Raw genomic sequence first — 13,131 nt, 5'->3', positions numbered from 1 at the left:
CGCGGGCAATGGCGGCACCATGCGCGCATCCGCCAATCGCGTCGGTGTGGGCGACACTTCGCCGAAATGCACCGCGAACGCCCGATCGGTCGCATTCAGGGTCGGCAAGCGCTGGAAAAAGGCGGCAAGCCCCCCCGCCATCCCGGCCGGCATCATGCTCGTCGCGATCTTGTTCGCACCCGCGACATCGCCGTTCATCGCCAGAATGAACGCCCGCGCGCGCCAGGCGCCGCGATCCGACTTGCGCAGCAAGGCGTCGATCTGGGCCAGTGCCTCGGTCTGACGCCCCGAAATGCCGAGCGACAGGGCATATCGACGGCGCACCTCGTCCGCGTCGTCGGCGTCACCCTGCGTCAGCGCCACCCTATAGTCACGCTGCGCCCGCTCCTGCTGCCCGATCAAATCATAGGCGAGGCCGCGATCATCGGCGTAGCGGGCCATGGGGGCACCATGGCGTTCCGCCTCCAGAAAGTAGCGCAGGGCCTCACCCGGCTGCTCGCCATTGACGAGGATCCGGGCGATGCCGCCCTTTACCCGGCCGTTGCGCGGATCGATCGCCTCAGCACGTTTGTAGAAGGCGGCGGCAGCCGTCGCGTCGCCCAGCCGGAACGACAATTCGCCCGCCTCGATCAAAGCCGGCAAGTCGCGCGGTGACGTCCCCAGCCGCCGGACCAGTTCCGCTAGCCGATCCGCATCGGGATTGGCGACCGGCATCATCGGATAGCTTTGCGCCGCGAGTGCGACGGGGAGCGCGACACCGATCAGAAACGACACGACGCCACGCGACCACCGCCGCCCCGGCACGCGCGGCATCGAAGCCGCGCCCCGACGGGCGAAGGCTTCGGTACGGCAAATCGACAAACTCAGTGCCTCCTCAGCACGACGGGATCAGCAGGCGCATCTTGGCGATGGTCGCGGCACTTAGAGCGCGAGCGGAGAAACCGGCAATCCAGGCCGCCGGCGGCTGCGGCGAAGCGACGCCCGCTGGCGACGGAATGTGGCGAAGAAGCGACGGCGCGGTCGCGTCGATCGTCGCGAGCGCGCCGGGCGTCGCGACGTCGAGCGACGATCGCGGCGGGCACTCACGCCGCCGCCATCGCCCCACCACCGTCGACGCTATTGGTTGTTCTGGCGATGCAGGAAGCGCGGCAGGTCACCCGGCTCGCGCGGTTGCTCTTCATCGGCGCGGGCGGCGCCGCGCGTCGCATTCTGCATCCGCTCGAACAGCGTACCGCCCAGCTTGACACGCGGCTGCGCGGCGGCAGGCGCCTCTTCGGGTTCAGAGGCCGACAGGAAACGACGGCGCGTCGGATCGCCGGCCGGCGAAGCGGCCAGCGGGTCCGGTTGAAGCGGCGGCTGGGCCTGAGGTTGCGCCTGGGGCTGGGATGAGGGCGCGGGTACGGCGGCCTCGGCGCCCAGCAGCAGTTCGTCCTCGACCGCCTCGCTGGCCGGGGACACCGACTGCGCCGCGATCGGCTGACCCGGTGTCGGCACGCCATGGCTCATCGCGCCGGCGGCGGCGCCGCTGGGTTGCGGTGCGGGGATCGATTCCGGCTGATAGGCCGGGCTCGCGGGCGCAGCGGCGGCGGGCGCCGATGCCCCTTCGGCACGGCGCGGCGCGTTGAAGCTGAACGTGCGCGGCGGTTCGGCGGGCTGCGACGCGACGGGCGCGTTCGTCTGCGGCGCGCTTTCGATTCCGGTAGCGACGACCGAGACGCGGATCTTGCCCTCCAGCTCCGGGTTGAAAGCCGAGCCCCAGATGATGTTCGCGTCGGGATCGACCAGCTCGCGGATATGGTTCGCCGCTTCGTCCACTTCCAGCAGGCGCATGTCGTCGCCGCCGGTGATCGAGACGATGACGCCCTTCGCACCCTGCATCGACACGCCGTCGAGCAACGGGTTGGCGATCGCCTTCTGCGCCGCGATCAGCGCGCGGTCGTCGCCTTCCGCCTCGCCGGTGCCCATCATCGCCTTGCCCATCTCCTGCATCACCGACCGGACGTCGGCGAAATCGAGGTTGATGAGGCCGGGCATCACCATCAGGTCGGTAATGCCGCGCACACCCTGTTGAAGGACCTCGTCGGCCATCTCGAAGGCCTGCTTGAACGTGGTGTTCGCATTGGCGACCAGGAACAGGTTCTGATTCGGAATGACGATCAGCGTATCGACAAACTTCTGCAGTTCCTCGATGCCCGCCTCGGCCGATTTGGAGCGGCGGTTGCCCTCGAAGCTGAACGGCTTGGTGACGACGCCGACCGTCAGGATGCCCATGTCGCGCGCGGCCTTCGCGATGACCGGCGCGGCGCCGGTGCCGGTGCCGCCGCCCATGCCCGCCGCGATGAAGCACATATGGCTGCCTTCCAGCAGGCGGGACAGCTCGTCGATCGTCTCCTCGGCGGCGGCGCGGCCGATCTCGGGGCGGCTGCCGGCACCCAGGCCCTGCGTGATCTTCGCCCCCAGCTGGATCTTCTGCTCGGCATCCGATTGTTTCAGCGCCTGCGCATCGGTATTGGCGACCAGGAAATTCACGCCCTGCACATCGGCGCGCATCATGTTGGCGATCGCGTTGCCGCCAGCGCCGCCCACGCCCACCACCGTGATCCGCGGGGTCAGGTCATCCAGATCGGGCGTGATGAATTCGATGCTCATCGCAAATGTACTCCAACTGCCCGCGCCAACTTCCCCTGTCGCGGGCCATTTACCATTGTCTGCAACATGCGGCGCGACGACGAAAGCGAAAATGCCGTCAAACGCCCCGTGAACACGTCAATAAATCGCTACCGCATCAATAATTCGCCCTGGCGGCCTGTACCAGCTTCCAGAAGCCGCGCAGACCGCCGGGGCGGTGCACCATCTGCTGCATCGGTGCCAGTCCACGCAGATCGATCGGATCGCTGGCGGCGAAGAAGGCCAGTCCCGCGAGCGCCGCGAAGCCTGGCCCGGCATGCGCGTCGGGCAGTCCCGTCAGGCCGCGCGGCCGTCCGATCCGCACCGACCTGCCCAGCGACTGCTGCGCGTAATCGGCGATACCCTTCAGTTCGGCACCGCCGCCCGTCAGCACCACCTGCCGCCCGACCGGTCCTTCGAACCGCAATTCCTTCAGCGCGTTCTGCACCTCGGTGGTCCAATGTTCGAGGCGCTGCCGGATGACCTGGATCAGCGCCGCCTTGGTGATCTGCAGCGCCTCCGCATCCTCTTCCTCGATCCGCTCGCGGATCGTCACCATTTCGTGATTGTCGCGCGGGGAGGCGTTGGCGCTGCCGTGGAAGCATTTGATCCGCTCGGCCTGCAGGCGTGTGGTGCCGAATGCGCTCGCGATGTCGTCGGTGATGTCCGCCGCGCCGATCGCGATCGATTTCAGCCCGACCAGCATCGATCCGGCAAACAGCGAGACGTTGGTGATCCCCGCACCCATCTCCACCAGCGCGACGCCCAGATCGCGCTCCTCCGGCGTCAGGCAGGCCAGCCCGGTCGCGACCGGCGAGGCGATGATCGACTTCACTTCCAGATGCGCCGACCGCACACACAGATCCAGATTGCGCACCGGCGAGCCATCGGCGGCGATCACATGGATGTGGACGCCCAGCCGGTCGGCATGCAGCCCCAGCGGCTTCTTCACCCCGGTCAGCCCGTCGAGCGTGTACAGCGCTGGTTGCGCATGGAGCACCATCCGCCCCTGCGGGTCGATCGACTTGCGCCCCTCCTGCAACAGGGCGTCGAGATCCGCCTGCTCGATCCGCATCCCGCCCAGCTCGGCCTCGATGAAGGCTTCGTCGCTGACCAGCCCGCCGGACGAAAATCCCGCCCAGACATTCTCGATGTTGAAGCCCGCGATCCGCTCCGCCTGCTCGACCGCTTCGCGCACCGCCACTTCGGTCGCGTCCATGTCGGCGATATAGCCGCGCTTGACGCCACGGCTTTCGCGCTGGCCGGTGCCCAGGACGATCAGCTCGCCGCCGTCGCCCTTTTGCGCGATCATCGCCGACACCTTCGACGATCCGATATCCAGCGCGGTGATCAGTCCTTCCGGTGCTGCCTTCGCCATTGTCGCCTGCCCCTGTCTATACGTCCTCGCCGCGCGAATTCCCCGCGCGCGGCGCCGACGTAATGTCGTCTTCCCGTTGTATCGCCGTGTCGGTCTGGCCGTCGTCCGGCACTTCGTGACGCCAGTCCTTGCCCGGCTTGCGCGCCACCAGCCTGGCGGGATCGCGCATGTCGAACCGTATCCAGCCCTTCCCCAGCAGTGAGCGGGCGCCGTCGAGCTGCGCGAACCGCACCAGCGCCCGCGCCGCGCCATCCTGCGGCAGCGCGAGCGTCTCGCCAGTGTCGAAGGTGAGATCCCAGCGCCGGTTACCAATCCACGACGCCGCTCGGATACGCGGCTTCAGCGCCGGCGCCGCCGCCAGCAGCGCCTGATACCCCGCTTCCTGCCGATCGGCGCCGGGGCCGATGATCAGCGGCAGATGCGGCATCATCGCGGGATCGACCGGCGCCAGCAACCGCCCTTCGGCGTCGATCAGCGTCAGCTGGCCGTTGTCCTGCCACACCGCCGCCGGCTCGCGCTCGGTAATGTGGATCAGCAGCCGATCGGGCAGCCGCCGCGCGACATAGGCGTCGGCGATCCACCCATAGGCCAGCAAGCGCTCCCGCACGCGCTGCAGATCGACGCGCAGCATCGCGTGGCTCGGCTGATCTTCCAGCGCGATCGCGTAGACCGTTTCGCGGTCCATCCGCTTCAGGCCGGTGATATCGACCTGCTCGACCCGCAATCCCGCGCGCGCGCCCGCCTCCGCGATCCCGGCGCCGATCGCCTGTGGCACGCCCATCAGATTGGCGACGAACAACACCGCGGCGCCCACCCCGCCCAGCACCGTCCAGGTCACCGCCTTGCGCAGCGTTTCCTCGCCGACCGGCAATTTCGCGATCAGCCGGTCCCCCAGCGACGCCTTCGCGACGCGCCGCCGCCCGGTGCCGGGGCGCGACACGCGCGGTGGCGGCCCGCCACGCCGGATCGTGCGGCTCATGCCGGCCGATCCCGCATCGCATCGTCGACGATCGCCTGCACCAGCTCGGCATAGCTCATGCCGGTATGCCGCGCCTGTTCGGGCACCAGGCTGAGCGGCGTCATCCCCGGCTGGGTATTCACTTCCAGCAGGAACAGCCCGTCGACGCCACGGTCATCATCCCAGCGGAAGTCCGAACGGCTGCACCCGCGGCAGCCCAGCACCTGGTGCGCCTGCACCGCCAGCGCACGGCATGCTTCGGCGATCTCATCCGGGATCGGCGCGGGGAAAAGGTGTTCGGTCATCCCGTCGGTATATTTGGCATCGTAATCGTACCAGCCCGATCTGGGGCGAAGCTCGGTCACGCCGAGCGCGCGATCGATCAATACCGCGGTCGTCAACTCGCGCCCGCGGACATAGGGTTCCGCCAGCAGTTCGTCGAACTCCTGCCACGGCCCCATGGTGTCGCGCCCGATCGGCTCGCCATAATTGCCCTGCGCGGTGACGATCGCGACGCCGACCGACGAACCCTCGTTGACCGGCTTCAGCACATAGGGGCGCGGCAGCGGGTCGCCCTCGAACACCTCCGCGCTGGCGACGATCCGCCCGCCCGGCATCGGAATGCCCGCCGGCACCAGCACCTGCTTCGTCAGCACCTTGTCGATCGCGATTACAGAGGTGGCGAGCCCCGAATGCGTGTAGCGCAGCCCCATCAGGTCCAGCAGGCCCTGCACGCTGCCATCCTCTCCGGGCGTGCCGTGCAGCGCGTTGAACACCAGATCGGGTTTCGCATCCGCCAGCCGCGCGGCAACGTCGCGCGCCATGTCGATCCGCGTGACGCGATGGCCAAGCGATTCGAGTGCCTCGGCGACGCCCGCGCCGGACGTCAGCGATACCGCACGTTCCGCCGACCAGCCGCCCATCAGCACGACGATGTGAAGCGGCGTCATGCCATCATCCCCATAAGCGGGCTCATCCGCGGGAGCATCACGCCCTCACCCCCACGCGCTGGATTTCCCACTCAAGTTCCACCCCGCTGCTCGCCTTCACCCGCGTGCGCACTTCCTCGCCCAATGCCTCGATCTCAGCGCTCGTCGCCGTGCCGGTGTTGAGCAGGAAATTGGTGTGCTTCTCACTCACTTGCGCCCCGCCCAGCGACAGCCCGCGACAGCCCGCGGCGTCCACCAGCTGCCACGCCTTATGACCGTCAGGGTTCTTGAAGGTCGATCCGCCGGTCTTCGAACGCAGCGGCTGCGATGCCTCACGCGCGGCGGCGATCCGGTCCATCTCGGCCTGGATCGCCGCAGCGTCCCCGGCTTCGCCCCGGAACGTCGCGGCGACCACTACCGCGCCGTCCGGCAGGGCCGAGTGACGATAGGAATAGCCCAGCGCGCTCACCGGCAGCATCTGCCGCTCGCCGGAGCGCAGCACCACCTCCACCTCGACCAGCACGTCGGCGGTCTCACGGCCGTAGGCGCCGCCGTTCATGCGCACGAAGCCGCCGACCGTGCCGGGGATCGAGCGAAGGAACTCCAGCCCCGCGATACCCGCATCGCGCGCGGTCGAGGATACGAGGATGCCGCTCGCCCCGCCGCCACAGCGCAGCGTCGTCGCGTCCAGCGCGATCGCGGTCGCGAACGGCTTGCCCAGCCGCACCACCACGCCCGGCACGCCGCCGTCGCGCACGATCAGATTCGACCCCAGCCCCAGCGCCATCACCGGCACCGCCGGGTCCAGCGCACGCAGGAAGTCGCTCAGGTCCTCCGCATCGGCGGGCTCGAACAGCCATTGCGCCGGCCCGCCCGACTTGAACCAGACGAGCGGCGCCAGTGGCGCGCCGGCGGTCAGCCGCCCGCGTACCGTCGGCACGGCGGGCGCGGGCGGCATCAGCGTCGTCACCACGGCCCGACGCCCCACAATCGCGTCCACGCCTGCCACGCCTTCACATTGGCGTCGGCCGCGCGCTTTGCCGCCTCCTGCGCCTCGACCATCGCCTTGCCCGCGTCGTTCGCCTGCTTGCCGACATCGAGCATCCGCTGCTGCGCATCGAGCGCCTGCTGCTGCCACTGCGTGATCGCGTCGAACCAGTTGTTCATGCCCGTTGCGCCTCGATCGCCGGGGCGAGACCCGCCGCCCATTTGGTGATGTCTCCCGCGCCCAGGCAGATCACCTGATCCCCCGCCGCGATCTCTTGCGCCAGGATCGTGGCGAGCGCGTCGGCATCGCCCACCACCTCGGCCTGACGATGCCCGCGATCGCGCAGCCCGGCGACCAGCGCCTCGGCATCGACACCGGGCACCGGCGTTTCTCCCGCGGCATAGACCGGCGTGACATAGACCTGATCCGCGTCGTTGAAAGCGCCGCGAAAGTCCTCCATCAGATTGCCCAGCCGCGAGTAACGATGCGGCTGCACCACTGCGATCACGCGGCCCTGCGCCGATTCACGCGCCGCCGCCAGCACCGCGCGGATCTCGACCGGGTGATGACCGTAGTCATCGATGATCGTCGCACCCGCCACGTCGCCCACCTTGGTGAAGCGCCGCTTGACGCCGCTGAACCGCTCAAACCCCTTCTGAATCGTCGCGTCGTCGATGCCGAGTTCCAGCGCCACGCCGATCGCGGCGAGCGCGTTCTGCACATTGTGCCGCCCCGGCATCGGCAGATCGATACCCTCGATCGAGCGAACGCTGCCATCGCGATGCCGGATCAGCGCTTCGAAGCGGTTGCCACCGGGATAGGGCGTCACATTGACGCCGCGCACGTCCGCCGATGCGGCGAAGCCATAGGTCACGATGCGTCGATCACGGACACGCGGGATCAGCGCCTGCACCTCGGGATGATCGAGGCACAGCAGCGCTGCGCCATAGAAAGGCACGTTCTCGACGAATTCGACATAGGCGTCCTTCGCCTTGTCGAAGCTGCCATAATGGTCGAGGTGCTCGGGGTCGATATTGGTGACCACCGCGATCGTGCCGTCGAGCCGCAGGAAACTGCCGTCGCTCTCGTCCGCCTCGACCACCATCCAGTCGCTCGCGCCCAGCCGCGCGTTCGAGCCATAGCTATTGATGATGCCGCCGTTGATGACGGTCGGATCGACCCCGCCCGCGTCGAGCAGCGCCGCGACCATCGACGTCGTGGTGGTCTTGCCGTGCGTACCCGCGACCGCGACGGTCGATTTCAGCCGCATCAGTTCGGCCAGCATCTCGGCCCGCCGGACGACCGGGATGCGATTCTTGAGCGCGGCCTCCACCTCGGGATTGCCGCGCTTTACCGCGGTCGAGGTGACGACCACCGCCACCCCCTCGACATGCGCGGCATCGTGGCCGATCGACACCTGGATGCCACGCCGGCGCAGCCCTTCGACGACATAGCCTTCCGCCACGTCGCTGCCCTGCACCTTGTAGCCGAGATTGTGCATCACCTCGGCGATGCCCGACATGCCGATCCCGCCGATGCCGACGAAATGGATCGTGCCGATATCGGTCGCGACGCCCTTCATGCGAATGCCTCCCGCGGGGCGGCGCTGCCGATCGGCAGCGTGGCGCGCGGCGCGTCGAGGCTTTCGACCAGATCGGCCAGGTCGCTGGCAGCATGGGGTGCGCCGCACGCACGCGCGCGGCCGGCGGCGTTCTGCAACGCTTCGGGATCGAGGCCGAGTTTCTGCATCTGTTTGGCGAGTTCCGCGGCGGTGAAGGCGCTTTGCGGGATCGTGCGCGCGCCGCCGGCGCGGGTGATGTCGCGGGCGTTGGCGGTCTGGTGATCGTCGGTGGCGCCGGGCAGCGGCACCAGGATCGCGGGGCGGCCCGCCGCGGTCAGCTCCGCGATCGTCGACGCCCCGGCTCGCGCGATCACCAGATGCGCCCAGCCCAGTTGCTCGGGCAGATCCGGCAGATAGGTCGCCAGATCGGCGGCGATGTCGAGGCTGGCATAGCGGCCGCGCACCGCGTCGATATCCTCGATCCGCGCCTGATGCGTCACCTGCAAACGGCGGCGAAATGCGACCGGCAGCAGCGCCAGGCCATCGGGCACGACGCGCGACAGGATGTTCGCGCCCTGGCTGCCGCCGGTCACCAGCACGCGAAAGATGCCGTCCTCATCCAGCAGCGGATAGGGTTTGGCACGGATTGCGAGCACGCTGTCGCGCACCGGATTACCGACCTGGTGAACCTTGGGTTGCAGGCGCGGCGACAGTCGTTGCGTGTTGGGATAGCTGGTGGCGATCGCATCCACCTTGCGCGCGACCAGCCGGTTGACCCGGCCCAGCACCGCATTCTGTTCGTGCACCGCGGTCCTGATCCCCGCCGCGAACGCCGCCGACAGGGCGGGATAAGCGGGATAGCCACCGAAGCCGATCACCGCGGCGGGCCGGAAGTTGCGATACAATTCCGCCGCCATCGCGCGGCCACGCATCATCTGGCGCCCCGCCTTGAGCCAGCCGAGCGGCCCGCCGGCGAATCGCCCGGCCGGAATGACGTGCGTCTGCACCCCGCCATCGAACAGGCCGGGAAAGCGCACCCCGCGTTCGTCGCTGACCAGCGCGACGCGATGGCCGCGGCGCATCAATTCGGTGGCCAGCGCGGCGGCGGGCACCATATGTCCGCCGGTGCCTCCGGCGGCGAGGACGAAGTGGCGCGATCGGCTCATTCAGCGTTCCAACGAGTGATATAGGGGCTGCGCAACAGGAACGGGTTCCGGCGCGTAAACGCAAGCAGCAACCCCATCCCCAGCGACAGCGCGACCATCGAGGAGCCGCCATAGCTGATGAACGGCAAGGTCATCCCCTTCGACGGCGCCAGCCCGGTATTGACCGCCATCGACACCAGCGCCTGCGCCCCGAATTGCACCGCCAGACCGGAGGCGGCGAGCAACTTGAACGAATCCTGCTCGTCCAGCAGCTTCACGAACACGCGCACCACCACCGCCAGAAACACCAGCGCGATGATCATGCATGCCAGCAGGCCGAATTCCTCGCCGATCACCGAAAAGATATAATCGGTATGCGCCTCGGGCAGGCCGAACTTGACGGTGCCGCCGCCCGGCCCGGTGCCGAACCAGCCGCCCGCGGTCAACGTCGCATGCGCCGCGTTGGTCTGGAAATGATCCGCCGCGCCGTCGCCCTCCACCCCGGGAAACAGGAACGCATCGATCCGTGAGCGCGCGGTGCCATAGAACAGATAAGCGGCGACCAGCCCGGCCGGCAGCAGCGCAATCGTTCCCATGATACCCCGCAGCGACGTTCCCGCGATCGTCGCCAGCGCCAGCCACAACAGGCAGAAGATCACCGTCTGGCCGAAATCGGGTTGCAGCATCAGCAGCACGGCGACCACCCCGGTCAATCCGGCGGTGATGACGGTGACGGGCAGATCGTCGTCCCGCGCCTTGAACGACAGGAGCCACGCCACCGTGACGACGAAACATGGCTTCAGAAACTCGGACGGCTGGAATTGCGCGAAGCCGACGCCGATCCACCGCCGCGCGCCATTCACCGTCACGCCCAGAATCGGCGTTACCGCCAATAGCGCGATACACACCACCGCCCCGATCAACGCCATCCGGCGCGCCACCGTGACGGGCAGCATCGACACGCCGAACAGCACCGGCAGCGATACCGCCACCCACATCGTCTGGCGCCAGAAATAATGCAGCGGCTCGAACTTCACATGCTCGCCGGAATAGCGGACCGCGCTTGCCGGCGATCCGGCCGCGACCGCCAGCAGGCCGATCGCGATCAGGAACAACGCCAGCAACAGCAGGACGCGGTCGATATCCCAGAACCAGGTGCCGAGCGGCGACGGATCGCCACGCCCGCCACGCCCTTTCAGCCGCCCGCGATCCAGCCCGCCCGCGCCCGTCGCCCTGATATCGGTCATGCCAGCGCCTCCACCGCCGCGCGGAACGCGGCCCCCCGATGTTCATAGTCGCGGAACTGGTCGAACGACGCCGCGGCGGGGGACAGCAGCACGACGTCGCCCCGCGCCGCCTCCTGCGCCGCAAGCTTCACCGCGCGCTCCAGCGTCTCCACCTCGGCGACCGGCACATGCGGGCGCAGCACCTCGGCGAAACGCGCTCCTGCCTCTCCGATCGTATAGGCGCGTACCACGTTCCCCAGATGCGGCACGCAGGCATCGAGATCGTCGCCCTTCGCCCGACCGCCGACGATCCAGTGGATGCGCGGATACGCCGCCAGCGCGGGCGCGGTGCTTTCGGGATTGGTCGCCTTGCTGTCGTCGATCCAGGTCACGCCGCCCAGCGTCGCCACCCGCTCCATGCGATGCGGCAGGCCGCCGAACGTTTCCAGCCCTTGGTCGATCGCCGCGCCCGGAAGGCCCAGCGCCTCCGCCGCATTCATCGCCGCCAGCGCGTTCTGGGCATTGTGCGGCCCCTGCAGCGCGGGCCAGCGCGACTGGTCCATGCAGACGCCCGGCGCGATCTTGATCACCGAGGCGCCGCGCCCCAGCGACAGTTCGCGCGCGATCATCGCGGAGGGCGCGTCGCCGATCCCGATCACCGCGCAATGATCCGCCGCCTGCATCGCGAACAGCCGCGCCTTCGACGCGACATAGCCCTCGAACCCATCGTAGCGATCGAGATGGTCGGGGGTGATGTTGAGCAGTACCGCGACATCGCAATCGAGCGATTGCGTCAGATCGATCTGATAGCTCGACAGTTCCAGGACATAGACGCCGTTCCCGCGATCGTTGGGCAGCAGCGGTTCCTGCGCGAGGATCGGCAGGCCGATATTGCCCCCCATGCACGTCGGCACCCCGGCGACGTCGAGCATATGGTGCAGCAATGCGGTGGTCGTCGACTTTCCGTTGGTGCCGGTAATGCCGACCACCCGGTGCGCGGGCAGGTCGGCACGGGCCTGCGCGAACAATTCGATATCGCCGATGATCGGCACCCCCGCCGCGCGCGCGCTTGCCGCCAGCGGATGACGGTTGAGCGGCACGCCGGGAGAAACGACGAGTGCATCGACGCCCGTCAGGTCGATCGTGTCGAGGTCGGCGATCGCCAGCGTCCCGCCGGTGCCGCCGCCGTCCTGCTCCGTCGCGGAAAGGATCGCCGCGCGCTTCGCCTCATCCTCGTCCCAGGCGGTGACGCGGGCGCCGCCTGCCAGCAGCGCCCGCACGGTCGCGGTGCCGGAGCGCGCCAGGCCAAGGACCGCATAATGTTTGCCGGCCCAGCCGGAGAACACGATCATCGCAGCTTCAGCGTTGACAGGCCGGCCAGCGCCAGGACGAGGCTGATGATCCAGAAGCGGATCACCACCGTCGGCTCGCTCCAGCCGAGCTGCTCGAAATGATGATGGATCGGCGCCATGCGGAACACGCGCTTGCCGGTGCGCTTGTAGACGAACACCTGGATGATCACGCTCATCGCCTCGACCACGAACAGCCCGCCGATGATGCCCAGCACGATCTCATGGTGCGCGACCACCGCGATCGTGCCGAGCGCGCCGCCGAGCGCCAGACTGCCGGTATCGCCCATGAACACCGCGGCCGGCGGAGCATTGTACCACAGGAACGCCAGCCCCGCACCGATCACCGCGCCGCAGAAAATCGCGAGGTCCCCCGCGCGGGGCACGTGGGGAATCCCAAGATAGTCCGCGAACCGCACGTTGCCCGCCAGATAGACGATGATCATGAACGCGACCGAGGCGATGATGACCGGCATCGTCGCCAGCCCGTCCAGCCCGTCGGTGAGGTTCACCGCATTGCCGAACGCCACGATCGTGAACGCGGCGAAGACCGGGTACAGCAGCCCCAGATCGATGAAATAGCGGTTGGTGAAGGGCAGGAACAGGCCGGAGCCGTTTTCCTGCATGATGATCCACGCCGCTATGCCCGCGATCAGGAATTCCAGCAGCAGCCGAACCTTGCCCGGGACCCCCGCGGTACTCGCCTTGCGAACCTTGTCGTAGTCGTCGAGGAAACCGATCGTGCCGAACCCCAGCGTGACGAACAGGCATGCCCATACGAAGGGATTGCGCAGATCCATCCAGATCAGGATCGATAGTGACAGCGCGGTCAGGATCATCAGCCCGCCCATCGTCGGCGTGCCGCGCTTCGCCAGATGCGTCTGCGGCCCGTCCGCGCGGATCGGCTGCCCCTTGCCCTGCCGCACGCGC

At 68.3% G+C, this 13,131-nt stretch carries 12 protein-coding genes; all 12 read right to left on the bottom strand.

Going from position 1 to position 13,131, the window contains the following annotated elements; genetic code table 11:
- Positions 1–774, bottom strand: a 774-nt coding sequence (locus ACFDSW_RS10135) for a tetratricopeptide repeat protein (RefSeq protein WP_375250168.1), incomplete at its 3' end; no start/stop codon positions are given.
- 342 nt (positions 775–1,116) lie between these two features.
- Positions 1,117–2,649, bottom strand: coding sequence for a cell division protein FtsZ (gene ftsZ, locus ACFDSW_RS10130; protein ID WP_375250167.1), 1,533 nt, complete (start codon positions 2,647–2,649; stop codon positions 1,117–1,119).
- A gap of 136 nt (positions 2,650–2,785) precedes the next feature.
- Positions 2,786–4,045: a cell division protein FtsA gene (gene ftsA, locus ACFDSW_RS10125; RefSeq protein WP_375250166.1), complete on the bottom strand. Its 1,260-nt coding sequence runs from the start codon at positions 4,043–4,045 to the stop codon at positions 2,786–2,788.
- A gap of 16 nt (positions 4,046–4,061) precedes the next feature.
- Positions 4,062–5,024, bottom strand: a complete 963-nt coding sequence (locus ACFDSW_RS10120; RefSeq protein ID WP_375250165.1) for a cell division protein FtsQ/DivIB — start codon at positions 5,022–5,024, stop codon at positions 4,062–4,064.
- Positions 5,021–5,953, bottom strand: coding sequence for a D-alanine--D-alanine ligase (locus ACFDSW_RS10115; RefSeq protein ID WP_375250164.1), 933 nt, complete (start codon positions 5,951–5,953; stop codon positions 5,021–5,023). The genes ACFDSW_RS10120 and ACFDSW_RS10115 overlap by 4 nt, the downstream gene beginning before the upstream one ends.
- Before the next feature lie 37 nt (positions 5,954–5,990).
- Positions 5,991–6,890: a UDP-N-acetylmuramate dehydrogenase gene (gene murB / locus ACFDSW_RS10110; RefSeq protein ID WP_375250169.1), complete on the bottom strand. Its 900-nt coding sequence runs from the start codon at positions 6,888–6,890 to the stop codon at positions 5,991–5,993.
- Between the two features lie 8 nt (positions 6,891–6,898).
- Positions 6,899–7,099: a hypothetical protein gene (locus tag ACFDSW_RS10105; RefSeq protein WP_375250163.1), complete on the bottom strand. Its 201-nt coding sequence runs from the start codon at positions 7,097–7,099 to the stop codon at positions 6,899–6,901.
- The gene (gene murC, locus ACFDSW_RS10100; protein ID WP_375250162.1) at positions 7,096–8,502 is read right to left on the bottom strand and encodes a UDP-N-acetylmuramate--L-alanine ligase; all 1,407 of its coding nucleotides are present in this window, start codon (positions 8,500–8,502) and stop codon (positions 7,096–7,098) included. The genes ACFDSW_RS10105 and murC overlap by 4 nt, the downstream gene beginning before the upstream one ends.
- The gene (gene murG, locus ACFDSW_RS10095; RefSeq protein WP_375250161.1) at positions 8,499–9,647 is read right to left on the bottom strand and encodes an undecaprenyldiphospho-muramoylpentapeptide beta-N-acetylglucosaminyltransferase; all 1,149 of its coding nucleotides are present in this window, start codon (positions 9,645–9,647) and stop codon (positions 8,499–8,501) included. Before murG ends, murC begins: the two co-directional genes overlap by 4 nt.
- Positions 9,644–10,873 (bottom strand): FtsW/RodA/SpoVE family cell cycle protein, encoded by a 1,230-nt coding sequence (locus ACFDSW_RS10090; protein WP_375250160.1) that lies wholly within the window; start codon positions 10,871–10,873, stop codon positions 9,644–9,646. The genes murG and ACFDSW_RS10090 overlap by 4 nt, the downstream gene beginning before the upstream one ends.
- Positions 10,870–12,204, bottom strand: coding sequence for a UDP-N-acetylmuramoyl-L-alanine--D-glutamate ligase (murD, locus tag ACFDSW_RS10085; protein WP_375250159.1), 1,335 nt, complete (start codon positions 12,202–12,204; stop codon positions 10,870–10,872). The genes ACFDSW_RS10090 and murD overlap by 4 nt, the downstream gene beginning before the upstream one ends.
- The coding region (gene mraY, locus ACFDSW_RS10080) for a phospho-N-acetylmuramoyl-pentapeptide-transferase (protein WP_375250158.1) at positions 12,201–13,131 on the bottom strand (931 nt) is incomplete at its 5' end. The genes mraY and murD, both read right to left, overlap by 4 nt.

The organism is Sphingomonas sp. (assembly GCF_042091075.1).
Lineage (GTDB): Bacteria > Pseudomonadota > Alphaproteobacteria > Sphingomonadales > Sphingomonadaceae > Sphingomonas.
This window is presented reverse-complemented; position numbering and strand designations above follow the sequence as displayed.

Bases quoted from the DNA above. Each gene is read 5' to 3' on its own strand.
- ftsZ (WP_375250167.1), bottom strand. From the start codon at position 2,649: ATGAGCATCGAATTCATCACGCCCGATCTGGATGACCTGACCCCGCGG.
- ftsA (WP_375250166.1), bottom strand. From the start codon at position 4,045: ATGGCGAAGGCAGCACCGGAAGGACTGATCACCGCGCTGGATATCGGA.
- ACFDSW_RS10120 (WP_375250165.1), bottom strand. From the start codon at position 5,024: ATGAGCCGCACGATCCGGCGTGGCGGGCCGCCACCGCGCGTGTCGCGC.
- ACFDSW_RS10115 (WP_375250164.1), bottom strand. From the start codon at position 5,953: ATGACGCCGCTTCACATCGTCGTGCTGATGGGCGGCTGGTCGGCGGAA.
- murB (WP_375250169.1), bottom strand. From the start codon at position 6,890: ATGCCGCCCGCGCCCGCCGTGCCGACGGTACGCGGGCGGCTGACCGCC.
- ACFDSW_RS10105 (WP_375250163.1), bottom strand. From the start codon at position 7,099: ATGAACAACTGGTTCGACGCGATCACGCAGTGGCAGCAGCAGGCGCTC.
- murC (WP_375250162.1), bottom strand. From the start codon at position 8,502: ATGAAGGGCGTCGCGACCGATATCGGCACGATCCATTTCGTCGGCATC.
- murG (WP_375250161.1), bottom strand. From the start codon at position 9,647: ATGAGCCGATCGCGCCACTTCGTCCTCGCCGCCGGAGGCACCGGCGGA.
- ACFDSW_RS10090 (WP_375250160.1), bottom strand. From the start codon at position 10,873: ATGACCGATATCAGGGCGACGGGCGCGGGCGGGCTGGATCGCGGGCGG.
- murD (WP_375250159.1), bottom strand. From the start codon at position 12,204: ATGATCGTGTTCTCCGGCTGGGCCGGCAAACATTATGCGGTCCTTGGC.